The sequence below is a fragment of the Polaromonas sp. AET17H-212 genome, assembly GCF_002379085.1.
In the GTDB taxonomy this organism is placed as follows: domain Bacteria; phylum Pseudomonadota; class Gammaproteobacteria; order Burkholderiales; family Burkholderiaceae_C; genus Polaromonas.
Genome location: NZ_NBZW01000003.1, coordinates 80,008 through 106,518, shown reverse-complemented (window position 1 = coordinate 106,518; position 26,511 = coordinate 80,008). Strand labels below are relative to the sequence as shown.

Here is a 26,511-nt window from a genome sequence, read left to right as displayed (position 1 = left end):
AACCACATACCATGCTCAAAATCATTTTCCTGCTGCTCATGAGTGGCGGCATTCCGGTGGCCATCGCGATGGCGGGCTCGGCCCTGCTTTACATCTGGTGGACGGGCACCCTGCCGGCTTTCGTGGTGATCCACCGCATGGTCAGCGGCATCGACAGCTTTCCGTTGCTGGCGGTTCCGTTTTTCATCCTGGCCGGCAACCTGATGAACAACGCCGGCATCACCAACCGTATCTACAACTATGCGCTGGCGCTGGTCGGCTGGCTCAAGGGCGGCCTGGGCCATGTGAATGTGGTGGGGTCAGTGGTGTTCGCCGGCATGAGCGGCACCGCGATTGCCGACGCCGCCGGCCTGGGCACCATCGAGATCAAGGCCATGACCGACCACGGCTACAGCAAGGAGTTTGCCGTCGGCGTGACGGCAGCATCGGCCACGCTCGGGCCCATCATTCCGCCCAGCCTGCCCTTCGTGATTTACGGGATGATGGCCAACGTCAGTGTCGGAGCGCTGTTTCTGGCCGGCATCCTGCCGGGCATCCTGATGGCCGTGCTGATGATGCTGACCGTGGCCTACTTCGCCCACAAAAACGGCTGGGGCGCCGACATCAAGTTCGAGTGGCCCCGCGTGATCAAGGCGCTGCTCGAAACCCTGGTGGTGGCCGGCTGGCCGCTGGCGCTCTGGCTGCTGATCACCAAGGCGGGCTTTCCGCCGCAGATCACCGTGTTTGCCGGCCTGATCGTGCTGTTTGCCGCCGACAAGTTTTTCAACTTCCAGGCCGTCCTGCCCATCATGACGCCGGTGCTGCTGATAGGCGGCATGACCACCGGCATCTTCACGCCCACCGAAGGCGCCATTGCCGCCTGCCTCTGGGCCATGGTGCTGGGCCTGGCCTGGTACCGCACACTGAACTGGAAAATGTTCGTCAAGGTCTGCCTGGACACGGTGGAAACCACCGCCACCGTGCTGTTCATCGTGGCGGCCGCCAGCATCTTCGGCTGGATGCTCACCGCCACCGGCATCACCGCGGCGATCTCCGAATGGGTGCTCGGTTTCACCAAGGAACCCTGGGTGTTCCTGCTGCTGGCCAACATGTTGATGCTGTTTGTCGGCTGCTTTCTCGAACCCACGGCCGCCATCACCATCCTGGTGCCGATTCTTGTGCCGATCTGCCAGCAACTGGGCATTGACCTGGTTCACTTCGGCCTGGTGATGGTGCTCAACCTGATGATTGGCCTGCTGCATCCGCCCATGGGCATGGTGCTGTTTGTGCTGGCACGGGTGGCCAAACTCTCGGTCGAGCGCACCACCATCGCCATCCTGCCCTGGCTCGTGCCCCTGCTCGGCTCGCTGGCCGTCATCACCTATTTTCCGAAACTGGTGCTCTGGCTGCCAAAAATGGTTTACTGAAATCCCCTTCGACCTGAACCCACCATGACCCCTTTTATCCGCCTTCATCCCGCCGACGACGTCCTGATTGCCCGCGCCCAGCTCGTGGGCGGCACCCAGGTCGAAAACATCACCGTCAAGGGCCTGATCCCGCCCGGCCACAAGGTCGCCACGCGCGCACTGGCCGCCGGCGAGGCGGTGCGGCGCTACAACCAGATCATCGGTTTTGCCAGCAAGGCGATTGCGCCCGGTGAGCATGTCCACACGCACAACCTCGACATGGGGCCCGACAAGGGCGACTTTGCGCGCGACTATGCGATTGGTGCCGACGTGAAACCCGCCGTCCCGCGGCGCGAGGCCACCTTCATGGGCATCAAGCGGGCCGACGGCCGCGTGGCGACGCGCAACTACATCGGCATCCTGTCCAGCGTCAACTGCTCGGCGACCGCCGCGCGTGCCATCGCCGACCATTTTTCGCGGCAAAACAACCCGACCGCGCTGAAGGACTTTCCCAACGTGGACGGCGTGGTCGCGCTGACGCACGGCACCGGCTGCGGCATGGACACCGAGGGCATGGGCATGCAGATCCTCGAGCGCACACTGGCGGGCTACGCCACCCATGCCAACTTTGCCGGCGTGCTGGTGGTCGGCCTGGGCTGCGAGGCCAACCAGATCAACGCCTGGCTGGCGCACAGCGCGCTGCGCGAAGGCGACAACTTCCGCGTCTTCAACATCCAGGACACCGGCGGCACGCGCAAGACGGTGGACAAGGGGATTGCCCTGATCAAAGAGATGCTGCCGCGCGCCAATGCCGTGCAGCGCGAACCCTGCAGCGCGGCCCACATCACCATCGGCCTGCAGTGCGGCGGCTCCGACGGTTATTCGGGCATCAGCGCGAACCCGGCGCTGGGGGCGGCGGTGGACCTGCTGGTGGCGCATGGCGGTACCGCCATCCTCAGCGAAACCCCCGAAATCTACGGTGCCGAGCACCTGCTGACACGCCGCGCGGTGCGACCCGAGATTGCCGAAAAACTGATCGCCCGCATCAAATGGTGGGAGCACTACACCGAGATCAACGAAGGCGAGATGAACAACAACCCCTCGCCCGGCAACAAGGCCGGCGGCCTGACCACGATTCTCGAAAAGTCGCTGGGCGCCGTGGCCAAGGGCGGCACCAGCAACCTCGAGGCGGTGTACGAATACGCCGAACCGGTGGGCGCACACGGCTTTGTCTACATGGACACGCCAGGCTACGACCCTGTCAGCGCCACCGGCCAGGTGGCCGGCGGCGCCAACCTGATCTGCTTCACCACCGGGCGCGGCTCGGCCTATGGCTGCGCGCCCTCGCCCTCGCTCAAGCTGGCGACCAACTCGGCCCTGTGGCAGCGCCAGGAAGAGGACATGGACATCAACTGCGGCGAGATCATCGACGGCGGCGTGTCCGTCCAGGAGATGGGCCAGCGGATTTTCGACATGGTGCTGGCCACCGCCTCGGGCGCGCAGAGCAAAAGCGAACAACACGGCTACGGGCAAAACGAATTTGTGCCCTGGCAAGTCGGCGCGGTCATGTAGCCCATTCTTCACTCCCTCTCCTTCCGGGAGAGGGAACAATATCCGTAAAGCTGGAACATCATGCAAAAAACACTCCCGGCCCAATCCCTGCAAGCGCAGGTAGCTACTGTTTTAATAGCAGCCGGCAGCGCTGCCGAAGAAGCCGCTGCCGTGGCGGCCAACCTGGTGCTGGCCAACCTGAGCGGCCACGACTCGCATGGCGTGGGCATGCTGCCGCGTTATGTGGACGCGGTGCTCGAGGGCGGTCTCCACCCCAACACCGGCGTGAAAGTGCTGCTCGACACCGGTTCGCTGCTCACGCTGGACGGCCAGCGCGGCTACGGCCAGATTGTCGGCCAGCAGGCGATGGCGCTGGGCATGGAACGCGCCAAAACCCACGGCAGCTGCATCATGACGCTGGCCAACGCGCACCACCTGGGGCGCATCGGCCACTTCGCCGAGATGGCCGTGGCCCAGGGGCTGGTGTCGCTGCACTTCGTCAATGTGTTGTCGCGCCCCGTGGTCGCGCCTTTCGGCGGTGCTGATGGCCGCTACGGCACCAACCCCTGCTGCATCGGCATTCCGCTGGCGGGACGTGCACCTTTCGTCCTGGACTTCGCCACCAGCCGCGTCGCGCAGGGCAAGATGCGCGTGGCCCACAACGAAGGCCGGCGCGTTGAGCCCGGCACGCTGATCGACGAACTTGGCCGGCCCACCACCGACCCCGGCGTGGTCGTGGTGCCGCAGAGCAATGGCCTGTTCGGTGCGCTGCTGGCCTTTGGTGAACACAAGGGGTATGGCATGGCCGTGGCCTGCGAACTGCTGGGCGGCGCCCTGACCGGCAGCGGCACCTGGCACAAACCGACCGACCCGGCCGTGCGTGCGGTGATCAACGGCATGTTGACCATCCTGATCGACCCGGCCAGGCTCGGAACCCAGACCACGTTTGAGCAGGAAGCGCTGGCTTTTGTCGACTGGCTCCGGGCCGGCCCGGTGGCGCCGGGGTTTGACGCGGTGCAGATTGCCGGGGACCCGGAACGGGCCTACCGTGCAAAGCGGCAGGCCGAAGGTATCGCAGTCGATGCCCAGACCTGGCAGGAAATCGTGGCCGCGGGCCGCAAGGTCGGCGTGAATGTGCCCGGCTGAGTGGTGCCGGGCCCACCAACAGCTACTTAATTGATAGCGATGTGCGCTTGCCAGTCAATGGCTGGCGGCCTCGATGATCGTCAACGCCGCGCGCCTCTGACAGGACAAGCCTGCTGACCCCGTCCGTCCTGCGGGACTCCCAGTTCGGGGGCCTGGCGGCGCTGACGCAGCGGCAGGCGGAACTGGGCGATGCCCGAGCGCAGGGCCGGCATCCCGACGTTTTGAACAAAACCGGCCCCCGGCCCTGACGGGTCGGGCGCGAGATGCTCTCTTTTTGAGAGTAGCGCCTAACCCAGCACCACGGCCAGGCTGGCGTCGAGGTGCTCGGTCGGCAGGCGCTTGAAACCCGAGCGTGAGAAGCGCTGCAGGCGGCCCATCATGAAAGCCACAATGACCGAGGCCTGCACCTGCGCCTGGACGGTCGGTGTGGCGGCGCCGTCGGCCCCGGCCGCATCGCGCAGGTTTTGCTTGAGGCTGGACTCGAGCTTGTCGAAAAACTGGTTCATGCGCTCCTGCAGGCGCTCGTTTTCGAACACCAAGGCGTCGCCGGCCATCACGCGCGTCATGCCCGGATTTTTCTCGGCAAACTGCAGCAGCATGATGACCAGCTTGCGGGTGCGCTGCGCCGGGTCGGTCTCGCGTTCGGCGATCTGGTTGACCAGCGTGAACACGGTCTGCTCGATGAACTCGATCAGGCCCTCAAACATCTGGGCCTTGCTGGCAAAGTGGCGGTACAGCGCCGCTTCGCTGACCTCAAGCCGGGCCGCCAGGGCCGAGGTGGTGATGCGTTCCGCACCGGGCTGCTCCAGCATGGTCGCCAGCGCCTGCAGGATCTGCACGCGGCGCTCGCCCGGCTTGGGGCGCTTGCGCGGCGCAGCCGGTGTGGAGAGCTCGGGACTCACATCAGACTCAAACTCGGACATAGGGCATGCAGTACGTTGTTGTAAGAGATGTTTCAAAAACTGGGCCGACGCTTTGGATTCTCGCACAGCCAGAGGGGGCTTTCGGGCGACGCCGGTCAGGGGCAAACCCGCGGACCCGACCCTGCCGCGGCGTGGTTTTTCGGGCGCGCACAGCCGCTCAGGCTGGGGAGCGCATCACCAGCCGCACCCGCAAGCCGCAAGCGACACCGTCCCGGCTGCCGGCGGCCTCCAACGTCAGCTGCGCCCGGTGGGCGCGCGCGATCTCGTCGGCGATCGCCAGCCCCAGGCCGTTGCCCTCCCCGCCGGTGCCCGGCACCCGGTAAAACCGCTCCAGCACCCGGGTGCGCTCCGCGGCGGGGATGCCCGGGCCATCGTCTTCCACCTCGAGAAAAACCTGGGCCTCGCCCGCAGCATCCTGCGCCGGGCACTCCAGCCGGCCGCAACGTATCGTGACCGTGCCGCCCGGCGCCGTGTATTTGACGGCGTTGTCCACCAGGTTGCCCAGCAGTTCGCGCAGCAGCCACTCGTGGCCAGAGACCTGGGCGAAACGCACCTCCAGCCCCAGATCGATGCCTTTGGCCGCGGCCGCATCCAGGTGCAGGGCCAGCACCGACTCGCACAAGTCCTTGAGGTCCACCCGATGCACCGGCTGGCCCGCCATGTGGGAGGCATCGGCCCGCGACAGGGCCAGCAGCTGGTTGGCCAGTTGGGAGGCGCGCCGGGTGGCGCCGCGCAGTGCCATGATCTTGTCGGCCGACAGGGTCAGCTGCCGGCCTGCCGCGGGTGCCATGGCCGCCTGCGCCCAGGCTTCCACCTGGGCCTGCAGCCCCGCCAGCGGGGTGCGCAGCTGATGCGCGGCATCGGCCACAAAGCGGCGCTGGCCCTCGGCCTGGTCGTTGACCAGCGCAAACAGACCATTCAGTGAAGCCACCAGCGGCCGCACCTCGCTCGGTGTGCTCTGCGGGTCAATGGCACTGAGGTCGCGCGGGGACCGGCGCTCGACCGCTTCCTTGAGCGCCAGCAGCGGCCGCAGGGCGCGGGTGACGGCCCAGTTGACGGCCAGCGCGGCGGCCAGCACCAGAATCAGGTTGGGCAGCAACACCTTGAAAAACACGGAGCGCACCCACTGCTGGCGGGCATCCGAGCCATCGGCCAGCTGCAGGATCAGCTCGCCCGCCGCGGTTCTGACGCGTTGCACCACCACCCGGTAAGTGACGCCGTTTTCCTCCATGCTGTGAAACTCGGGCTCGCGGGTGGTGGGCACCACCATGCTGATCCAGGCCTCACCGGCCAGAAAACGGCCGTCGACATCCGACACCCGGTAACCGGCAAACCCGGTGCGCGCCTTGATGAACTCCTCGACCGGCGGCGCCAGCAACATCACCGGGCTGTCGTCGGCCGCGCGGCCGGGCGCGAGCACCGAGTCGGCCAGCAGGGGCGCCAGGCGCCGCAGTTGCTGGTCCTGCTGCAGGGCGGCATTGCCTGCCGCTTCGTAGTCGAAATAAATGCTGACCAGGGCAAACAGGCTGAGCGGTGCCAGCAGCAGCAGCAGCAGTCGGCGCTGCAGCCCGGACTTCATGGCCGCAGGCACGCGCAAGGCGGCCGCGCTTTCCGCGGCAGCCGCCGTGGCCGGGTCTGCGCCGGTGGTCTCACCCATCAAGGCAGGGCCGGCGCGTCCAGCGATTCCCCGCCCACCAGCTCCAGCCGGTAACCAAAGCCGCGAATGGACCGCAGTGCGATGCCATATGGCTCCAGCTTGCCACGCAGGCGCGAAACGTAGACCTCGATCGCGTTGGGGGTGATTTCCTTGTCCCAGCCGGTCAGCGCGGCGAGCAGTTTTTCCTTGCTGGCCGGTTTGGGCGCATGGATGAGCAAATACTCCATCACCGTCCACTCGCGCGGTCCCAGCTCAATCAGCTGGCCGTTGGCGCGCGCCTGGCGGTTCGCCGAATCAAGCTCCAACGAACCAAAACTCAAAATGGCGCTGGTGGCGGCCTGCGACCGGCGCAGCAGCGCACGCAGGCGCGCCAGCAATTCGGGCAGCTCAAACGGCTTCACCATGTAGTCGTCCGCCCCCAGGTCCAGGCCCCGCACCCGGTCCTCCAGGGCGTCGCGCGCCGTGAGGATCAGCACCGGCATGGCCAGCCCCCGGCCACGCAGCCGGCGTGTGAGCTCGAGTCCGTCAATGTTGGGCAGGCCGAGGTCGATGATGGCGGCGTCAAAACTCTCGCCCTGCAACACCTCTTCGGCACGCTCGGCGCTGCCAACCCAGTCCACCGCGTAACCGGCATCGGACAGCCCCAGCTTGATGCCGCTGGCCAGCATCACGTCGTCTTCAACGAGGAGCAATCTCATAAAGCATCGATCAAAGTTAAAAAACGCGTCCAGGAAGCGTAGCGAGCGGCTGTCAGGCTAGGCGCCCGGAGCGCAGCAACCGGAATGTGTTTGACGCACATGAGGATGGCGAGCACCGCGCAACAACGCATGGCAGACGCGCAGTAGCTTCATGGGCGCGTTTTAATGCGACCGGATCATGGTGCCGTACGCCTGATCGGTCAGGATCTCCAGCAGCATGGCGTGCGGCACCCGGCCGTCGATGATGTGGACCGAGTTCACGCCGCTTTTGGCCGCGTCCAGCGCACCCTCGATCTTGGGCAGCATGCCGCCGGAGATGGTGCCGTCGGCGAACAGCTCGTCGATTTCGCGGGCGCTGAGGTCGGTCAGCAGTTCGCCGGCCTTGTTCAGCACGCCGGGAGTGTTTGTCAGCAACACCAGCTTTTCGGCCTTCAGCACAATGGCCAGCTTGCCCGCCACCACATCGGCATTGATGTTGTAGCTTTCATTGTGCTCGCCAAAGCCGATCGGGCTGATGACCGGAATGAAGGCGTCGTCCTGCAGCGCCTTGACGACGCTGGGGTCGATGCTGAGAATGTCGCCGACAAAGCCGATGTCATGCTGTTTGGCCGGGTCGTCCTTGTCGACCATCTTGAGTTTCTGCGCCCGGATCAGGCCGCCATCGCGCCCGGTCAGGCCCACCGCCTTGCCGCCGGCCTGGTTGATCAGGCCCACAATGTCCTGCTGCACCTGGCCCGCCAGCACCCACTCGACCACTTCCATGGTCTCTTCGTCGGTGACCCGCATGCCCTGCACAAATTCGCCCTTTTTACCCAGGCGATTGAGCGCGGTCTCAATCTGCGGCCCGCCACCATGCACCACCACCGGGTTCATGCCCACCAGCTTGAGCAGCACCACGTCCTCGGCAAAATCCGCCTGCAGCGCCGGGTCGGTCATCGCATTGCCGCCGTACTTGATGACCAGCGTCTTGCCGTGGAACTTGCGGATGTAAGGCAGCGCTTGCGCCAGGATTTCGGCCTTGTCGCGCGGGCCTACGTGGGAGAGGTCGGGGTCGGGGGAAGAGGTGGTCGTCATTGCGGCTGGCCTTGGGTGGGGAAATAATGGTGAATTGTGCCGCATGCTTGCCGGAGCACCCACACCCCATTAACTCGGCGTATATCCCTGCACATGGCGCTTGAGCGTGGCCTTGATGGCTTCGACATCGCTGGCTTGGGCGGCGAGCCGGAACGCGCGCAATTCAGGGGCCAGCTCTGACCACGGCAGGAAGGGCTCATGGGCTTTCATGATGCGGGGGTGCGCCGTGGATTCAGGGTTGTCGCCGATCAGCAGCTCCTCGTAAAGCTTTTCTCCGGGCCGCAATCCTGTGACCTTGATCTCGATATCACCGGTATCCGCACCTTCTTCCCGCACAGTCAAACCTGACAGTTCAACCATGCGACGCGCCAGATCCATTATTTTTACGGGTTCGCCCATGTCAAGCACAAAGACATCACCCCCCACAGCCATGGCGCCGGCCTGGAGCACCAACTGCGCCGCTTCAGGAATGGTCATGAAATACCGGGTGACCTCGGCATGGGTGACCGTCAGCGGACCGCCATCGGCCAGTTGCCGGCGAAACAGCGGAACAACGCTGCCGCTTGAGCCAAGCACATTGCCAAATCGAACCATGGTGAAGCAGGTCCTGTTGGCATGAGCGCCGCCTGAAACGGGCCCGGAGTCGAGGAACACTGGCGCTCTTTCGTCTGCCAGCGCCTGCAACACCAGCTCGGCCATGCGTTTGCTGGCGCCCATTACATTCGTGGGGCGCACGGCTTTATCGGTTGAGATCAGCACGAAACGCGCGACCGAGTTCTCCAATGCAGCGCGAGCCATGTTGAGCGTGCCGAACACGTTATTTGCGATGCCTTCACCGGCATTGCCCTCCACCATGGGCACATGTTTGTAAGCAGCTGCATGGTAAACAATGGCTGGCTGGTAAAGCTTGCACAAGGCCGACATCCGGTCGTAGCTGACCACGCTTCCGAGCAAAGGCACAAGCTCAACCGGCAGTTCAGCCCCGGACTCCCCGGCGGAACACAGTGCCTGAAGCTCCTGGTGGATCGCATAGAGTCCGTACTCGCTGTGGTCCACCAGCAGCAATTGGCGTGGTCCTTGTAGAAGAATCTGGCGACACAACTCGCTGCCGATGCTACCGCCCGCACCGGTTACCAACACGACCTTGCCAGTGATATCCCGCGCGAGTAACTGCCCGTCAGGCGGAATGGGGGTGCGCCCCAAAAGATCTTCCACATCCAGCTCACGAAAATCCCTTACCGTCACCCGACCACTGGCCAAGTCGGCCCAGGCTGGCAAGGTACGAATATGAACAGGCAACCCCCGCAAGCTTTCGATAATGCTATTACGGCGTTCCCTCGATGCACGGGGCAATGCCAGCAAGATATCAGTCACCTGATGCCGGGCCACAACCTGCGGTACATCGATAAGGCCAAAGACCGGAACACCATTGATGCTGCGCCGCATCTTCGAGGCATCATCATCAATAAAACCCACCAGCTTGTACTGGCCTGTAATGCCAATCGCAGTGGCCGTCTGCACGCCGGCATTGCCTGCACCATAAATCAGCAGCCGCCCTTCCACATGACGGGCCATGCGGCCGGGATCCGACAACCAGAACCGGGCCAGCGCGCGGCTGGTGCCCACCAGCACCAGAAAAATCACGGGCTGCAACACGCCAATGGTGCGCGGTATGCCTGGCCACTGTTGCCATAGCAACAAGGTAAAGAGCAATATTCCGTATACCGCTACCGCCTGTGCAGTCGCCACCAAAGCCGCGAGGCCGGTGTATCGGAAGATGGCTCGGTAAAGTCCGAATTTGATGAACACCGGGACAGCAAGCACAGGCGCCAACGCATATGCCACCCACTGCATGTCGGAGGGCCAGTGCAGCGTGTCCAGCCTCAGCGAAAACGCCATCCACATGGCAATCACGGCCATGACGACATCCAGCAGCATGACCAGCAACCATTTGGTTACGCGCGACCAACTGAGAACTTGGCTACGCATGAACATTGTCCGGCAAAGGCTGGAGAAAAAGGCGCTTTCGACGTACCCCAACCTGAGCCAAAACCCAGGTTCGTTTCCCTGATTTCATGTTTTTATCAACCGATCTTCATTTTTAAGGTGCTGCACAACCCCCGCCGCTACGCTACCCCGTGATATCTCACGACTATGAAAGCCATACGCCAACAGAACACCTAGCGATACACAGAAAAAATCACCAATGTAGGCATCGTAAAGGGATGAATTGAACAGGCAAGAAACGGTGAGAGCCAGCAATACCGACTGACCTGCACGGGCAATGGGGGACCCCATCTTACGCAAGTCAAGCAATACCGCCCCCCCGAATGCGAACAAGAGCAAGATCCCACCTACCCCCAGCTGCACACCCCACAAAAGAAACTCCTGGTGAGGGTTGCCGTGTGATTGAGCACCCAAGCTTGGGTGAAGGGGGTTTTTCAGCTGCTCGATTCTGTTGTACTCCGTCACCCAGCTCCCGACACCGGAACCCATCAGGGGTTTCTGGGAAATCGCTCCCACAGAAGTTGTCCAGAACTTTAATCTGGTGCCCGATGAGCTCCCCTGTCCAGTCTCGGCAGAATACGCTGACACCTCCGACTTGACAGCAGAAAGTCTTTGTGCCACCTTGTCAAAGCTGAGAAATACCACCACCAGCACCAACGGCGGCACCAACAGGGAAGCGAATCGATACCTTTTGGGAAAAGCAAAAAAAATGGCCAGCGACAACACCGCCATCCCTACGAGATGCCCGGTGCGCCCGGTAAAAACAACAAACACGCACCCCAAGGCCAGTACCGATACCGCGGTGGCTGCATAAAACAAAAAACGATTCCGTGCAAAGGTTCTCAGATGCCAGAAAATGGCCGCTACCACCGCGCTCATGATGCTCTGGTCCAGATAGCTGGAAAAAACAGCGTAAGACGTTGTGGCCATGTTTGATGTGGCCCATGGAACCGGCACATGGAAATACAGCGCCCAGGAACCAAGCAGCAAAAAAACTTGCGCCCCCAAAAAGAAGATCAGTGCATACACGGCCTCACGGCGGGTCTGAATCAATACTAAAAGCGCAGGAATTAGCAGAAACTTACCGTACTTGCCGACCGCACCCAGCGCACTGTCCAAGGGGGCGGAAGTCCACAGAAGACTGACTGTAAAAACCAGCACGACGACGGTCGCCAGCAGCGGGGTCCACATGTGCTGCAAGGCTGCACCGCTGGAAGCAGCCCGGTTGCCCCGCAACAGCACGACCAGAAAAGTGACGACCAGCAAGACCTTGCTGATGCTGATGATGGCCATAGACAGCCCCACCGACGCGGCAACCAGACACACCAGCGCCAGGCGCATTTCAGGTTTTTTCCACATCAACGGTTTGCCTTCAATGCGAGACACCGTCACGACGCAGCACTTTCACAAAAGTGAGCCACAGAATACGCAAGTCAAACCAAAGCGACTGGCGCTGTAAATACTCGACATCAAGCATCACCTTGTCTGGTATCGGCAACTCATCCCGACCATTAACCTGCGCCCAACCCGTGAGGCCCGGAAGAAGTCGGTGAACTCCATAGCGGGTACGCAATTCAATCAAATCATCCTGATTGAAAAGGGCTGGCCGCGGACCTACAAAGCTCATGTCCCCTTTAAGAATGCTCCATAATTGTGGTAGTTCATCAAGGCTGCTTTTGCGCAAGAAACTGCCTATGGGTGTGAGATGACTATGAGGATCGCTTAACAAATGGGTCGCAACCGCGGGAGTGCCCAAACGCATACTGCGAAACTTTGGCATTCTGAAAATCGTATTGTGACGCCCCACACGGTCGGACCAATACAGCACCGGCCCCGGAGAGGTCAGTCGCACCAATGCGGCAAGCAGAGCAATGGGGAGCGCCAGTACCAATGCCGCGCATAGCGCCAATGCTAGATCAATTAATCGTTTCACGCGAACAGGTTTCTGCGAGGTTAAAAAAGCATTGATGGCAGGGTCTCGTCAGACTGACTCAATAATGCTTCCACACCGTGCGGCGCACATAGTCCGTGTAGCTGTGCATGATCCGCACAACCTTGTCGGACACATTGGGCATGCTGTAGTCGGCGACGGGCCGCAGCAGGCGCTCGGCGCCGCGCGGCTGGCTTTCGAGCACGGCCAGCGCCTGCAGCACGCGCTCGACGCTCAGGCCGACCATCATGACCGAGGCCTCTTCCATGCCTTCGGGCCGCTCATGGGCCTCGCGGATGTTGAGCGCCGGGAAATTCAGAATGGAGGACTCCTCCGTGATGGTGCCGCTGTCGGAGAGCACGGCCTTGGCCTCGGACTGCAGCTTGACGTAGTCCTTGAAGCCCAGCGGCTTCAGCAGGCGCACGCCCGGATGGAAGGTGGCGCCGGCCGCGTCTATGCGCTTTTGCGTACGCGGATGGGTGGAGACGATGACGGGAAGCCCGTAGGCCGTCGCCACCGCGTTGAGCACCTCGACCAGGCGGCTGAAGTTGGCCTCGAGGTCTATGTTTTCCTCGCGGTGCGCGCTCACGAGGAAATACTTCCCCGGCTCCAGCGCCAGCCGGGACAGCACGTCGGAGCCGTCGATTCCGGCGCGGTAATGCGACAACACCTCGAACATCGGGCTGCCGGTCTTGATCACCATCTCGGGCGGCAGGCCCTCGCGCAACAGGTAGTCCCGCGCGATGGAGCTGTAGGTCAAGTTAATGTCGGCGGTGTGATCAACGATGCGGCGGTTGATCTCTTCTGGCACCCGCATGTCGAAACAGCGGTTACCGGCTTCCATATGGAAGATCGGGATCTTGCGCCGCTTGGCCGGAATCACCGACAGACAGCTATTGGTGTCACCGAGGACCAGCATGGCGTCGGGCTTCACTTGATCCAGCACCGCATCTATCGCAATGATGATTTTACCTATGGTCTCGGCGCCGTTGGCGCCCGCCGCATTCAGGAAGTGCGCAGGCTTGCGGATCTCGAGGTCCTTGAAGAAGATCTCGTTGAGCTCGTAGTCGTAGTTCTGCCCGGTATGGACGAGTACGTGCTCCGTGTGCTCGTCCAGCGCGGCCAGCACCCGTGAGAGGCGGATGATCTCGGGCCGCGTGCCCACCACCGTCATGACTTTGAGTTTTTTCATCTCAGACCTTGTGCGAAAAAGTATCCGGCCGCTGGCGGTCGAAAATTTCATTGGCCCACAGCATCACCAGCATTTCGTCGTCGCCGACATTGGTGATGTCGTGGGACCATCCGGGCACCGTTTCAACGATGGTCGGCGTCTCGCCGCTGGTCAGTATTTCAAAAGTCTCGCCGCTCAGGATGTGGCGGAAACCGAAACGGGCACGGCCTTTGATGACCAGAAATTTTTCTGTTTTGGAGTGATGGTAATGGCCGCCCCGCGTGATACCGGGATGAGCCGTGAAATAGGAGAATTGCCCGCAGTCGGGCGTCTTCAGTACTTCCACGAACACACCGCGCGCGTCACCGTATTTGGGCACGCCGTAGGCAAAGCTGTCGGGAGGCAGGTAGCTCAGGTAGGTGGAATACAGCGCCCGCACCAAGCCTGTGCCCACTCGGTCGGTAACGAGGTTGTCCCGGCTCGCGCGGAAGCCCTCGATTTGCGTAACGAGTTCGCCCACGGTCGCGCTGTACTGCGGCGTCACCCGGCATTCGCTGCCGGCAGGCAGTCCACCATGCATGGCCTGCATGAATGAATCCACCACGTCATCCACATAAACCAGCGATACTGGCGCCGCCGGGTCGTTGACCTGCACGGGCAGGCCGCGGGCGATGTTGTGGCAGAAGGTGGCGACAGCCGAGTTGTAGTTGGGCTTGCACCATTTGCCAAACACATTGGGAAGCCGATAGATATAAACCGCCGCGCCCGTGCTAGCTTGGCAGGCTAGCAAAAGCCGCTCGGCCTCCAGCTTGCTGGCTCCATAGGGGTTGTCGCGGCCAGCCTGAATGGAAGAGGTATAGAGCACCGGTACCTTGCGCCCCGTTGTCCTGGCCACCTCCCGCAATGCGTCGCACAAGGCACCGGTCAACCCTACATTACCCTGGGTGAATTCGGCCACGTCCTTGGGACGGTTGACGCCCGCCAAGTGGAACACAAAGTCAGCCTGCGCAACGGCACCGGCCAGCGCTTCAGGCGGCGATTCCCGGGTAAACGGCAGCACCTCAACGTCTTTACGCTCGGCAAAATGGGCCAGCAGGTTTTTACCGACAAAACCATTCGCGCCTGTGATCAAAATCTTCATGGCCGCTCCGGGTTCATGCGCTTTTTTGCGCAAGGAGTTCGCGGATAAAGTCCAGCTTGAGCAGCATCTTCTTCAAGGCGTCGACTTCCAGCCGCTCGGTATTGTGGGAGTTGTAGTCTTCGCTCTCCGAGATCTTCCGCTCACCCTGCTCCACGAACTTGCCGTAGTTCAGGTCGCGCAGGTCGGGCGGCACCCGGTAGTAGCCACCCAGGTCTTCGGCGCTGGCCATCTCTTCGCGGCTCAGCAGGGCTTCGTACAGTTTTTCACCATGGCGCGTACCGATGATATTGACGGGATGGTCCGGCTTGCCCAGCAGTTCCAGCAGCGCCTGCGCCAGCGTCCTGATGGTCGCCGCCGGGGCTTTCTGCACAAAGATGTCGCCGCTGCGGCCGTGCTCGAACGCATACAAGACCAGATCGACCGCATCATCCAAGGTCATCATGAAGCGTGTCATGTTGGGGTCGGTGACGGTGAAAGGCAGGCCTTCGGACAGCTGCTTGACGAACAGCGGGATGACCGAGCCGCGCGACGCCATGACGTTGCCATAGCGCGTCCCGCAAATAATGGTCGAGTTGCTGCCGCGCGACTTTGCCACCATGACTTTTTCCATCATGGCCTTGGAGATGCCCATGGCGTTGATGGGGTACACGGCCTTGTCTGTGCTCAGGCACACGACGCGCTTGACGCTGTTCTGGATGGCGGCCTCAAGAACGTTTTCGGTGCCCAGAACGTTTGTCTTGACCGCCTCCATCGGGTGGAACTCGCAGGAAGGCACCTGCTTTAGCGCTGCCGCGTGGTAAATGTAGTCGACCCCGCGCGTGGCGTTCAGTATGCTTTGGTAGTCGCGCACGTCGCCGATGTGGAACTTGACCTGGCGGTCGTTCATTTCCACGCGCATGTGCTCCTGTTTGAGCTCGTCGCGGGAGAAGATCCGGATCTCGCGGCAGCCGGCGGTGCGCAGCACGTCAAGCACCGCGTGCCCGAACGACCCCGTCCCCCCGGTGATCAGCACGGTGCTGTCGGCGAACACCGGGTTTCTGGATTCCTGTTTTTTCTGCGTCATCTCACTTTGTCCTTGCTGGCGCTGCTGTTTTGTCGGTGACCTCGGCCAGCCATGCATCCAGGTGGTCCAGTACGCGGTCACGCGCGAAGTTCATGTCGAAATAAGCTTTCCCGTTGCGGCCCATCTGCTCAAGTTCCGCGGCCGGCATGTCCGCCATGCGCTCCACCGCGGCGGCCAGTGCGGCCGAATCCCCCGCCCTGCACGAAATTCCAGCTCCGGAGTCATCCACGATGCGGGCTCCTTCGCCGTCCAGCATGGCCAGCACGGGTTTTCCGCCGGCCAGGTAAGACTGCAATTTACCGGGGACTGTAATGGAAAACAAAGGGTCGGGCCGAAGGCTCAGGAGCAAGGCGCTGGCGGCGTCAAAAAAGCCGGGCATGGCCGACAAGGGATGCTGGCCCAGGAAAACCACTGCGTCCCCGAGCCCTCGTATCTGCACTTCTTCCTTCGCCCACTGCGCCAGCCGTCCGTCGCCCACGATCACCCATTTAATCTCGGGCCGTGATTTGAGCCGCTCGGCCGCATCCAATATGGCGGGAAAGTCCTGGGCTGCCCCTATATTTCCGCCATAAAGCACCAAAAAGCCATCCGGCAGTCTGGGCAGCCCGGCCGCGGGTGAAGGCGCATTCAGGCCGGACTCGCCCCAGTTGGGAAAATAGCGGATATTTTCTGCCGCAACCCCGCGCTGTTGCACCTCGGGAGCAAAGGTTTTTGAAGATACCAGCACAAGCCGGCAGCGGCGGTACACCCAGCGGACCAAGGTGTCGACCCGCCGCAGCACCCATTCCGAGCGCACAGCGCCCACGGCGGCCAGCGATTGCGGCCACAGATCCAGCACCCAGAACAGCATCGGCGCCCGGTACTTCCAGGCGGCTAGGGCCGCCGGGATGCCCACGGTGATCGGCGATGTCTGGAACACGAAGACGGCGTCGAACGCCCGCCCGCGGCCCAGCCGGAACAGCACGCCCCAGCACCCGGTCACCACGAAGGACAGGTAGTTCAATGCCAGGCGGATGCTGCCCTTTTTCCGGGGAAGCAGGGGAACACGAAGCACTTCGGCGCCCGCATGGCGCTCGGCCGACGGGCCGCTCCAGCCGTAGCCCGGATGAAAGTCCCCCGAGGGATAGTTGGGCTGGCCGGTGAGCACGACCACTTCATGCCCGCGCTCGGTCAGGCTGGCGACGAGGTCGTTGATGCGGAAATTCTCGGGCCAGAAATATTGCGTGACGACCAGCACACGAAGCCCCGGCCTGAGGGTTTCGCCCCCTGCGCCGCCTAGGCTATGACTCATGGGACCTGGCGGCTGATGGCATTCGCGAACCCAGCAGTCGCTCATGCTCGGCGATCTGGGCCGGCGAGAACCGCTGTTTCACGATGCGGGCGGGCGCCCCCACGACAAAGGCGTAGGGCGGGACATCCTTGGTCACCAGGGACCCAGCGGCAACGACCGCACCTCGGCCTATGGTCACCCCGGACAGCACGATGGCGCCGTAACCTATCCACACGTCGTCTTCCACGACAACCATGCCCGCATCCCCGCGCGGCCCCTCGAACATGGTGGTTCCGGCAATGTCGGTGCTATGGGCATCCCTGGCGATCAGGCCAACGTGCGCGGCGAGCATCACGTCGTTGCCAAGGATCACATCCGTATTGAGGACGCAGAAGTGGCCTATGCCCACGTTGTCGCCGAACCTGCAGATATGCTTCGGTGAATAGATCACCACGCTGGACTGGACGTGCACATTGCGGCCGTGCTGGACCCACGGATAAAAGATCCGGAACAGCAGGATATTGCGCAGGGTGTTCAGCAAGGACTTCATGGTGGGTGCATGCCGCGGCCTAGGCGGCCAGTATTTGGTCGTAAAACGCCAGCAGCGCCTGCGCCTGGCTTTCATAGCAATAGCTGTCTTTGAAGCCCTGCTGCCCATTCCGGCCAAGTTGCACCGCGCGGCCGCGGTCCGCCACCAGGGATGCTATCGCGCTGACGAAGGAGTTGATGTCTTCGGGTTGCGCCAGAATACCCGCACCGGTGGCTTCCACCACCCCCACTTGGTGGGGCAAGTCGCTCACCACGACAGGCAAAGCTGCAGCCATGTATTCGAATATCTTGGTATGGATTCCCATGATCTGCTGCGGCACGCGCAGGTTCGGGGAAATTCCGATCGTGGCCCGGTTCAGCACCGCCATCAATTCATGCGGCTTGACGTTGGGGATCAACTCCAGCGTGTTCTGCAATCCGCGCTTTTTGATTTCAGACGTGACGTGATTGCGAAACGCCGTGCTGGAAAACCGGTCGGTAGCCAAGAGCTTGACGCCGGGCACCTTTTCGGCCATCTTCTCGGCGATGTCCAGCAGCAACAAGCTGCCATTGTTGATGTGTTGGGAACCGATAAACACCACCGCGTCCTCGCGGCTGTCATGGTTGTCCGCCACGCCGTCGAGCAATGCGACGGATGCGTAGTTGTAAATATACGTCTGGCGAAAGCGGGGATTCGAGAAATCCGGCTTCTGGGAAGGAGCCACCAGAACAATGTTGCGCACCACCATGGACAGCAGGAACTGCCCCCAGTGCACCGCATGGTAGAGAGGGCGGCGCAACACGACGGGCACCCATTCGCGTACCAGCATCTCGTGGGCATAGTTCTCGTGAACGTCGTACACCACGGGCTTGACCAGCGACACAAATGCCATCCAGGGCAGTAGGTCGATATCGTGGAAATGCACAATATCGACTTGAGCTAGAACGGCCCGCAGGCGCGGTAGAACCCGCAACGGCACCTGGAACAGACGCTTGGCGCGCGAGGTCGCCATTGGAAACGGGTGCAAGGTCACACCGTCGATCTCTTCACGATCTTTCACCTGCCACGGGCAAATCAGGTCGACGCCGACGCCATTGGCGGCAAGAATGCGGGCATGCTTCCAGATCCTCGCATCAAAGTCCGGATGGATAGACGTGACGATCGCTACACGACGAGGCTTCATTTCACGCTTCTTTCGTTTCACCTGCGGTCTTCAGCCGATCACGGAATATGAGGTAGAGCAGGAGTGTCACCGCCCATCCTCCGGTCAACAGCACGGTGGACAACGGAAGTTCAATCATCATGGCAATGGGAATGAAATTCAGAATAAGGGCCCAGCGCCAATCACCGGAAAACATCCGGGCAATAAATGCCAACAGGAAAGCAAACAGCGCTCCGCTCAGCACCAGTCCCTTAAATCCGAAATTGGCATAGTCTTCCATGAAACTGGCCGCCGTCATCGTTCCGCGAACACCTTCTCTCACCAGGATCGGATTTTCAATATCGTGGACCAAAGAGGGATAAAACTGAAATTCACATCCCCGAATAGCGGCTACAAATCGGTAACCGCATCCGTTCGCAAATGGAAGTCGTGACGGAATATTGGAAAACCACACGGCAACCACCTGACCCGGAACAACAAAAATTCTCAAATAAATCGTCTCGACGAATTGCACCAAGGGGTATGAGGATGACTGCGTTTTCTTTCTCGCGGCAATGGCCTCCGCAATGGTGGGGGCTTCAACAATAAGTGGCTTCCCCGATGCGGTCGCCTTGTCGCGCGGCGCAATGGCCTCCGCAATGGTGGGGGCTTCAACAATAAGTGGCTTCCCCGATGCGGTCGCCTTGTCGCGCGGCGTCCAGAGCTCGGGACGCACCTGGGGGTTCTGCACGAATACCAGCAAAGCCAGGGCCGCAACCGGTATAAGAGCCATCCCCGCGGCAAAAAGGAAACGTCGACTGAAAAGCAAATACAAGATCAGTGGTGCGTAAAGAATGACGACAAACATCTTATTCATCAACGCGACGCCGTAAAACGTCCCAACTCCCAACGCAACTAAAAAAGCCCTCCTGCGACCAGTGACACAGTAGTAGAGCAACAAAAACGGGAGCAGGCTTTTCAAAATTATGTTTGGCAGGTATCGAAATACGGCCGGCGCCTCGAAAAACACGCTTTGTCGGATTCGCATAATGTCGAAATAATCATTGCTCGCGATTCCCGCCAATACGGGGACATGGCCAAGGTACGAAAAATGAAGAACAATGAATATGACACATCCCGCAAGCAGACCATTGGCCAGGCGGTCCGCAATCCTGGTGAGCCGACTGCCAGCCGCAGGTTTTGAAGCCCCGGAACTGCTGCCGCGGAGGCCTAGCAACCTGCTAAACAGCAGGTAGCTGACCAGTAGGGAACCCGCGTACGTCAGCAGGTAGTCGGTATTCCTGGACCCGCTTTCCACCGTGACACTGTAGAAAAGCGCGGCCAACAGCCCGCAATAGAGCAGAAAGACTGCAGAATCTTTAGCCCGCCCGGTGATATTCAAAATGATGCCCACAAGTACTTTAATGTTGATGTTGCGGCCACTCAGACTCTGGCCGTTGTTATCCCGCGCAACTTCTTGATTGCACCCCATACCGCCCCTTTGAGCTTGTAGAGCCACTCCTCCGTGGGGTACTCGGAATAGTCGTGCGGCGGTTGCTCGACGATGTGGTCGAACTCCGCCACAGAAAGGCCGATTTTCTTGGCCACGAACTCCTTGTCCGTCGCGAGCTTGTCCGCCGGGTAGGTCGGTTGCTGCAGTTCCAGCAGGGCTTCTTCGCGCGTCATTTGTCCTGACACGATCAAGCTCGAGAGGTGGGCGCGACGCTTGTCGTAACCAAATTTGTGCGGCAGATAGTAAGCCTGAAAGAAGCGCGTGAAGATCGACTCGTAGTGCTTGCCGCCGTAGTCTCGCCAACCGAGGTCTTGCTTGATGGTTTCCTTGACTTGAGCCTTGTTGTAGGGCATCAGGTTCAGGATGCGCACGGTACGCAATCCGTGCACCACCGGATAGTAAAAATAGCGCCCAAAGAAGCCCAGCGTCGGGTAGGTCTTGAGCTTACGCGTACCAAAGCGCCGCTGGATTGCCCGTAGATGCGTCAAGTCGGCCGGACTGTAGCCCCATGCGCGCGGCAGGATGGCCTCCGTCGCGAAGTTGGTGCCAGTGACGATATGGCGGATGCGGTGCTGGGCCGCGACGCGGTACAGCACCGCGAGGAACGCATGATCAGTCGGCGTGTCGCAATTGGCTACGCCCGCCCTGAAGAAGGCCAGTTGCAAGTCCCGCATCTCGTCCCAATCACACACATGGGTGTACAGGTCGATGTCCAGCCGCTTGACGATGTTTTCAATATTGTTGACCGCCAGTTCCGAGTTCCAGCCGCTGTCGAAATGGACGGCCAATGGGCGCAGGCCCAGCTCCTTGACTTTGGCCGCCACATAGCTGCTGTCGACACCGCCGCTCAGACCAATCAGACAATCGTATTCGTTCCCTTTGCCTGCGGCCTTGATCTTCGCGACGACCCTGGCGAGCTCCGGCGCGGCCTGGCCGCTGTCGGCACGGTCCACGATCGGCTTTGCCTCGACCTCGTAAGAACGGCAATGGTTGCACACGCCGGACGCATCGAAAGAAATGCCGGGGTCGCTGGTATCCATGACGCAATGCGTGCAGATTTTGTATTCACGGGTCATAGGGATATCAAGTGCAATCAGAATAGTTAATTAGCGGTTGGCCGATGGAAGCGGCTAGTCCCATCGCCGGCCATAAATGGTTCATAGCCTCAGGCTGTCAATTTCCGCGGGTGCCGGATAACTTATCAACACCGCACGGTGCTTGCCATGAAACACGAACATGCTTCCGGCGGCAGCGCCGGAAGCTCCCGCCTTCAGCGCGGCGGCGAGATCCTGATTGGAAGCGGCGCCTCCACAGGCAACCAACGGAACCGACACGGCGGCGGCCATTTCCCGAATCAACTCCAGGTCGTATCCCTGGACGGTTCCATCCCGGTCCACGAGATTCAATAAAATTTCACCAGCCCCCAGGGCGCAGACCTCTTGAGCCCATTGCACCGGGTGGGTTGCTTTGGATTTCTCCGTATTCTTCCAGCTCAGCTGGTAGCGCCCGAACAGGTTCTTCTTGGCGTCCACCGCCACCACCACGCTCTGGCTTCCCACCGCGGTGGCCAGCTCACTGACCAAGCCGGGGGTCTCCACCGCGGCGCTGTTCAGGATGATTTTTTCCACTCCAAGGGCCAGAATGCGCTTGGCCTGCTCCACAGTGGTGACTCCGCCGCCATAGGACATGGGCATAAAGGCTTCGCTGGCGATCTCTCCAATTTTCTCAAAATCCGGAGGTCGGTTGTTTCGCGAAGCCTCGAAATCCAGAAGCACGACTTCGTCGACTTCCTTCTCATTGAATATTCGAACGGTATTGATCGGGTCCCCGACATACACCGGGTTCTTGAAGCGCACCGTCTTGTACAAACCGTTGCCACGAAGCAGGAGACAAGGAATGATTCTGGGCCGGATTCCGCTCATAATGCCGCGAACTGCCGGAACAGCTCCATACCGAAGCGGTGGCTTTTTTCCGGGTGAAACTGCACACCGTAAACATTCTCGCGCTGAACGGCGGACACGATCTCCGATCCATGGTTGGCAACCAGCAGGGCATCAGCGGGATCCTTGCAGACCATGCGATAGGAGTGCGCAAAGTAGAACCGTGCGTCATCGGCGAGCGTTGCCGTCAGGGGATGCGGCTTGACAGCCGTCACGTGATTCCAGCCCATGTGAGGAACCCTTAGCCCAGGCGCATCAGGAATCCGCTCGCAATGCGCGTCTAGCCAGCCGAAGCCCGATTCGCGGCCTTCCTCGCTGCCATTGCCAAGCATCTGCATGCCGACACAAATCCCCAACACAGGCCGGCGCTCCTCAAGCACTTTCTTAATCAAATCCTGTTCGAGCCCGCTCGCGCGAAACTGGGTCATCACGTTGTCAAACGCGCCAATCCCCGGCAGGACCAGCTTGTCCGCGGCCCGGACATCTTCCGGCCTGCTCGAGATCAACGCGGAAGCGCCAACCCTTTTGAACATGTTAAGAATGGAGCCGAGATTGCCGACGCCGTAGTCGATGATGAGCAGCATGAAGACTCTAATTGGGGGTCGCGGCGGATTACGGTGCGAACCGTTTCTGGTACATAAGCATTGTACCGTAAGCAGCTATTCCCAAGGCCAAAAACGCCCCTCCCGCGGCCTGCGCCAACGCAGGCAAAGGAGCCAGCAGCAAGAGGCCGCAGCCCGCAGCGCATGCGCCCGCGCTCAGCAGCAGAGTACCGGCCAAGGAGACGAGACGGGTGGTGCGGAACCGCCCAACGTGGAACAGGCCAAGCAGATAAGCCACGTGGTAAACAGCATCGGCAAGCGCATAGCCGACGATGGCAGCAATGGGGCCTGCCCCCGCCCAGAGCGGGATCAAAACCGCGGCGACCTTGGTAATATTCCCGCCAAATTCGATCCCCAGGGATACCGCCTGCCGTTCTGAGACTTCGTAAAGACGCTCGGGCCAACTCGTGAAGAGGAAAAGAAACCCGACCGGTGCGTACCAAGCGGCAATTTGCCCCGCCATGCGCCAGCTTTCCCCAAATACCAGGACAAAGATTTCCTCGCTCCAGAACATGAAAAACGCCGTGAACGGCGCAACAACCAGGCCCAGGCGGTACATTAACTTGAGCGTAAGAGTTTCCAGGGCCGGCGTGCCGAACAGCTGCGCCGCCTCCCGGAAAAAGACCAACCCCAGCGAGGAAGAAAGGTAGCGCGCGGGAAGCAGCAGCACTGTGCGCACCAGCGCGAAATGGCCGGCGATGCCGACATGGTGATACGCGAGAAGCGCAAAGACCAGGAACTCCTGGGACAGCGCGCCCAGCAGGCTGTAAGGCACGTTGAAAAACGGAAACTGACGGTAGCGCCGAGCTACCACCGCCAGCCCGGAAAACTCAAAACGCAGGCGCGGCAAGCCGGGACGCAGGCGCGCCGCCAGCCAGACGGTCGACACCAACTGCCCGATCAGGCGCCCAGCCAGCAGGCCGCCAGCCATCGCCTTGGACCAGCCGATTACTGAGGCAATCAGGACGTTGCCGCCCTGGTTGAGCACGCTGGTGCTCGCCATCTCGCGGTAGGCGCGTTGACGGTTGGCCCAGGCGGAAAGAATCTGCGAGCCGGCGATCGCGAGCATCATGACGGGCACCAGCGGAAGCACATGTGCCACGGCGGCAAAGGTCGGGATGGTAGACACCAGCAGCGGCCCGAACAGCCAGAGCAGCAGGCTGGCGAGGACTGTAGCCCCCACCAGAATAAGGAGAGACAGCTGGAACAGCTTGCCCGCGTCGCCCTCATCCTGGGGCAGCAGCAGCGCGAGGTCGTAGCGTAGCGTGGCGAAAATGCTCAAGATGGTGGACACACCGACAAACGCGGCCACCACCGCAAAATCGGCAGGCCCGTAAAGCCGGGTGAGCAACGGTGCTGCCAGCAGGGCAATCATCTGCCCCGCGGCCGTCCCCCCCAGCAGAGTGACCATGTTCCGCAGGAGCGCGTTGTTCAGCATGGCCTTGCCGAGGACCGGGACATACAGTGCAACATCCTCACAGACGCTTGCCGGCGCCTGACCGCCGCGCTCTTCATGCCGTTACAGCAGAAACATCCTGTCGTAGCTGCTGCTCAAGCAGATCGAGGATGCGATCAGCCGCATGGCCATCGCCGTAAAGCAAGGGGCGCGCGGCCGGTCTCTGAAGCCCCGCATAGGCACCGACGATGGTGGCTGCGTCGGCGCCGACCAGACGGTTCCAGCCGGCTTCCACGGTTTCCACCCATTCAGTTTCGTCTCGCGTTGTCAGGCAGGGTACGCCAAAGAAATAGGCTTCTTTCTGCACGCCGCCGGAATCAGTGACGATGGCCTGGGCCGACTGCTCCAGGCGCACCATGTCGAGAAAGGAGACGGGGTCGATCACCTTGACAGCGCCGAGCGCGCCGATAAGGCCCTGCTCCGCCAGCAGCTTGCGGGTCCTCGGATGGAGGGGAAGCACCACCGGCACCTGGCGCGCGATGACGGCCAGCGCTTCGACGATGCCGCGCAGGCGCAGGGGGTCATCGGTGTTTTCGGCGCGATGGCAGGTGGCCAGCACGTAGTGGCCTTCGGTGAGCTGCAGCGCATCGAGCACGGTGCTGCGCTCCAGCGCCAGGCCGCGGTAGAACAGCGACACGTCGTACATCACGTCGCCGACATCGTGCACGCCCTCGCGCACGCCTTCCGCCTGAAGGTTGCGGACGGCAGTGGAGGTGGGGCAAAACAGCAGCGTGGAAACGCGGTCCGCGAGAATGCGGTTGACCTCTTCGGGCATGCGCATGTTGAACGAACGCAGGCCGGCCTCCACGTGCGCCACCGGTATATGCAGCTTGGCGGCGGCCAGCGCACCCGCCAGCGTCGAATTGGTATCGCCGTAAATCAGCAACCAGTCGGGCTTCTCCTGCAGCAGAACCGCTTCCACAGCTTCCAGCATGCGGCCGGTCATCTGACCGTGGGAGCCGCCGGCGATCTCCAGGTTGTAGTCCGGCTTGGGAATGTCCATTTCCTCGAAGAAGACTTCGGACATGTTGCGGTCGTAGTGCTGCCCCGTATGGACAATGCACTCCACTGTGGCCGCGGCGCCCGCGGCTTGGCGCCGCTCGCGCAGCGCACGCGAGATGGCGGCGGCTTTGATGAATTGGGGCCGCGCGCCGACAATGGTGACGATCTTCATGCCGCGCATGCCTGCGAGCAGGCGTCCACAATGAAATCCTGCGTGGCAATGTCCAGGTCCGCATGCATGGGCAAGCTGACCACCTGCGCCGACAGCGCCTCCGACACCGGAAAGGACGGGGCCGGGCACAGCGCCTGGTAGGCCGGCTGCCGGTACAGGGGAATGGGGTAGTGCACGGCAGTCGGCACTTTCCGGCTGGCCAGTTCGGCCTGGAATTGTTCGCGATTGGGAACCAGCAGCGTGTACTGCGCGAACACGCTGTCGCGATCGGCGAGCACGGTCACCGGCCTGGCGCCGTTGACCAGCCCGCCCAGCAGCGCCGTGTAGCGGGCGCCGACTTCCAGCCGCCGCTCGATTTCCCAGTCAAAACGCTCGAGCTTGGCCAGCACGACGGCACATTGCAGGGTGTCCATGCGCCCGCCGACGCCCACGCGGGTATGGTAGTAGCGGCGCTCCTGACCGTGCACGCGGATCTCGCGCAAGGCCTTGGCCAGCGCATCGTCATTGGTGAACAGGGCGCCGCCGTCACCGTAGCAGCCCAGCGGCTTGCTGGGGAAAAAGCTGGTGCAGCCTATGGTCGACAGGTTGCAGCTTTTTCTGGAAACGCCGCCCGGGCCGCTGTAGCTGGCGCCGAAGCTTTGCGCGGCGTCCTCGATCACGGGGATATTGCCGTGGCGTGCCGCCAGCGCGTTGATCGCGTCCATGTCACAGACCTGGCCGTACAGCGACACCGGCATGATGGCCTTGGTGCGCGGCGTGATTTTGGCCTCGATTATGGCCGCGTCCATCAGGCAGGTTCCGTCCTCGATGTCCACGAACACAGGGGTCGCGCCGACCAGCACGATCATCTCGGCCGTGGCCGCAAAGGTGAAGGGCGTGGTGATCACCTCGTCGCCGGGGCCTATGCCCAGCGCCATCATGGACATCAGCAGGGCTTCGGTGCCGGACGAGCAGGTAATACAGTGCCTGCTGCCTGTATAGGCGGCAAGCTTTTCTTCCAGTTCGGCGACTTCGGGCCCCATGATGTACTGACCATGGTCCAGTACTTTCTTGATACGCGCATCTATGCTTGGCTGTAGTGCACGGTATTGCGCCTTGAGGTCAATAAATTCAATTTTTGGCAAAGCTTTAAGCACTGCA

General features: G+C 61.6%; 23 protein-coding genes. 3 read left to right on the top strand and 20 right to left on the bottom strand.

The features are described 5' to 3' along the window. Positions 1 to 11 precede the first annotated feature (11 nt). From B7G53_RS04525 to B7G53_RS04515, 3 genes are read left to right on the top strand one after another with little or no spacing between them, the layout of a single operon-like run. Positions 12 to 1,406 carry a TRAP transporter large permease gene (locus B7G53_RS04525; protein WP_096664165.1) on the top strand — a complete coding sequence of 465 codons (1,395 nt, stop codon included), beginning with the start codon at positions 12 to 14 and terminating at the stop codon, positions 1,404 to 1,406. Between the two features lie 24 nt (positions 1,407 to 1,430). Continuing rightward, the gene (locus B7G53_RS04520; protein WP_096664162.1) at positions 1,431 to 2,957 is read left to right on the top strand and encodes a UxaA family hydrolase; all 1,527 of its coding nucleotides are present in this window, start codon (positions 1,431 to 1,433) and stop codon (positions 2,955 to 2,957) included. Between the two features lie 60 nt (positions 2,958 to 3,017). After that, complete coding sequence (locus B7G53_RS04515) at positions 3,018 to 4,082, top strand: malate/lactate/ureidoglycolate dehydrogenase (RefSeq protein ID WP_096664159.1); 1,065 nt, start codon at positions 3,018 to 3,020, stop codon at positions 4,080 to 4,082. A gap of 287 nt (positions 4,083 to 4,369) precedes the next feature. On the opposite strand, the gene slmA is transcribed toward B7G53_RS04515, so the two are convergent. From slmA to B7G53_RS04415, 20 genes are all read right to left on the bottom strand, one after another. After that, complete coding sequence (slmA, locus tag B7G53_RS04510) at positions 4,370 to 5,005, bottom strand: nucleoid occlusion factor SlmA (protein WP_096664156.1); 636 nt, start codon at positions 5,003 to 5,005, stop codon at positions 4,370 to 4,372. A 157-nt stretch (positions 5,006 to 5,162) separates the two neighbouring features. Continuing rightward, positions 5,163 to 6,584 (bottom strand): sensor histidine kinase, encoded by a 1,422-nt coding sequence (locus B7G53_RS04505; protein WP_096664613.1) that lies wholly within the window; start codon positions 6,582 to 6,584, stop codon positions 5,163 to 5,165. Positions 6,585 to 6,661: 77 nt separating this feature from the next. Further along, positions 6,662 to 7,360, bottom strand: coding sequence for a response regulator (locus B7G53_RS04500; RefSeq protein WP_096664153.1), 699 nt, complete (start codon positions 7,358 to 7,360; stop codon positions 6,662 to 6,664). 162 nt (positions 7,361 to 7,522) lie between these two features. Beyond that, entirely contained in the window at positions 7,523 to 8,434 is a 912-nt protein-coding gene (argB, locus tag B7G53_RS04495; RefSeq protein ID WP_096664151.1) for an acetylglutamate kinase, read from the bottom strand. Between the two features lie 69 nt (positions 8,435 to 8,503). Beyond that, on the bottom strand, positions 8,504 to 10,423 hold the full coding sequence (locus B7G53_RS04490; RefSeq protein ID WP_096664611.1) for a polysaccharide biosynthesis protein: 1,920 nt from the start codon (positions 10,421 to 10,423) through the stop codon (positions 8,504 to 8,506). Between the two features lie 84 nt (positions 10,424 to 10,507). After that, on the bottom strand, positions 10,508 to 11,800 hold the full coding sequence (locus tag B7G53_RS04485; RefSeq protein ID WP_255249909.1) for an O-antigen ligase family protein: 1,293 nt from the start codon (positions 11,798 to 11,800) through the stop codon (positions 10,508 to 10,510). A 13-nt stretch (positions 11,801 to 11,813) separates the two neighbouring features. Next, positions 11,814 to 12,374: a sugar transferase gene (locus B7G53_RS04480; RefSeq protein ID WP_096664148.1), complete on the bottom strand. Its 561-nt coding sequence runs from the start codon at positions 12,372 to 12,374 to the stop codon at positions 11,814 to 11,816. 58 nt (positions 12,375 to 12,432) lie between these two features. After that, complete coding sequence (wecB, locus tag B7G53_RS04475; RefSeq protein WP_096664145.1) at positions 12,433 to 13,563, bottom strand: non-hydrolyzing UDP-N-acetylglucosamine 2-epimerase; 1,131 nt, start codon at positions 13,561 to 13,563, stop codon at positions 12,433 to 12,435. A gap of 1 nt (position 13,564) precedes the next feature. After that, complete coding sequence (wbjC, locus tag B7G53_RS04470) at positions 13,565 to 14,683, bottom strand: UDP-2-acetamido-2,6-beta-L-arabino-hexul-4-ose reductase (RefSeq protein WP_096664142.1); 1,119 nt, start codon at positions 14,681 to 14,683, stop codon at positions 13,565 to 13,567. Positions 14,684 to 14,696: 13 nt separating this feature from the next. Then, positions 14,697 to 15,713: a polysaccharide biosynthesis protein gene (locus tag B7G53_RS04465; RefSeq protein ID WP_096664605.1), complete on the bottom strand. Its 1,017-nt coding sequence runs from the start codon at positions 15,711 to 15,713 to the stop codon at positions 14,697 to 14,699. Between the two features lie 34 nt (positions 15,714 to 15,747). Continuing rightward, positions 15,748 to 16,983 (bottom strand): glycosyltransferase family 4 protein, encoded by a 1,236-nt coding sequence (locus tag B7G53_RS04460; protein ID WP_255249908.1) that lies wholly within the window; start codon positions 16,981 to 16,983, stop codon positions 15,748 to 15,750. Positions 16,984 to 17,026: 43 nt separating this feature from the next. Continuing rightward, positions 17,027 to 17,566: an acyltransferase gene (locus tag B7G53_RS04455; protein ID WP_096664136.1), complete on the bottom strand. Its 540-nt coding sequence runs from the start codon at positions 17,564 to 17,566 to the stop codon at positions 17,027 to 17,029. A 19-nt stretch (positions 17,567 to 17,585) separates the two neighbouring features. Beyond that, positions 17,586 to 18,749: a glycosyltransferase gene (locus B7G53_RS04450; protein WP_141396292.1), complete on the bottom strand. Its 1,164-nt coding sequence runs from the start codon at positions 18,747 to 18,749 to the stop codon at positions 17,586 to 17,588. Further along, positions 18,730 to 20,178: a glycosyltransferase family 39 protein gene (locus B7G53_RS04445; RefSeq protein ID WP_141396291.1), complete on the bottom strand. Its 1,449-nt coding sequence runs from the start codon at positions 20,176 to 20,178 to the stop codon at positions 18,730 to 18,732. Before B7G53_RS04445 ends, B7G53_RS04450 begins: the two co-directional genes overlap by 20 nt. Further along, positions 20,130 to 21,275 carry an N-acetyl sugar amidotransferase gene (locus tag B7G53_RS04440; RefSeq protein ID WP_096664128.1) on the bottom strand — a complete coding sequence of 382 codons (1,146 nt, stop codon included), beginning with the start codon at positions 21,273 to 21,275 and terminating at the stop codon, positions 20,130 to 20,132. Before B7G53_RS04440 ends, B7G53_RS04445 begins: the two co-directional genes overlap by 49 nt. Positions 21,276 to 21,356: 81 nt before the next feature. Beyond that, positions 21,357 to 22,121, bottom strand: coding sequence for an AglZ/HisF2 family acetamidino modification protein (locus B7G53_RS04435; protein ID WP_096664125.1), 765 nt, complete (start codon positions 22,119 to 22,121; stop codon positions 21,357 to 21,359). After that, a complete protein-coding gene (gene hisH / locus B7G53_RS04430) occupies positions 22,118 to 22,723 on the bottom strand; it encodes an imidazole glycerol phosphate synthase subunit HisH (protein WP_096664122.1) in 606 nt (201 codons plus the stop codon). The genes B7G53_RS04435 and hisH overlap by 4 nt, the downstream gene beginning before the upstream one ends. A 28-nt stretch (positions 22,724 to 22,751) precedes the next feature. Beyond that, positions 22,752 to 24,179, bottom strand: a complete 1,428-nt coding sequence (locus B7G53_RS04425) for a lipopolysaccharide biosynthesis protein (protein WP_096664119.1) — start codon at positions 24,177 to 24,179, stop codon at positions 22,752 to 22,754. A 73-nt stretch (positions 24,180 to 24,252) separates the two neighbouring features. Continuing rightward, positions 24,253 to 25,371 carry a non-hydrolyzing UDP-N-acetylglucosamine 2-epimerase gene (gene wecB, locus B7G53_RS04420; protein WP_096664602.1) on the bottom strand — a complete coding sequence of 373 codons (1,119 nt, stop codon included), beginning with the start codon at positions 25,369 to 25,371 and terminating at the stop codon, positions 24,253 to 24,255. Then, positions 25,368 to 26,486, bottom strand: coding sequence for a DegT/DnrJ/EryC1/StrS family aminotransferase (locus tag B7G53_RS04415; RefSeq protein ID WP_096664599.1), 1,119 nt, complete (start codon positions 26,484 to 26,486; stop codon positions 25,368 to 25,370). Before B7G53_RS04415 ends, wecB (B7G53_RS04420) begins: the two co-directional genes overlap by 4 nt. Positions 26,487 to 26,511: the final 25 nt, after the last annotated feature.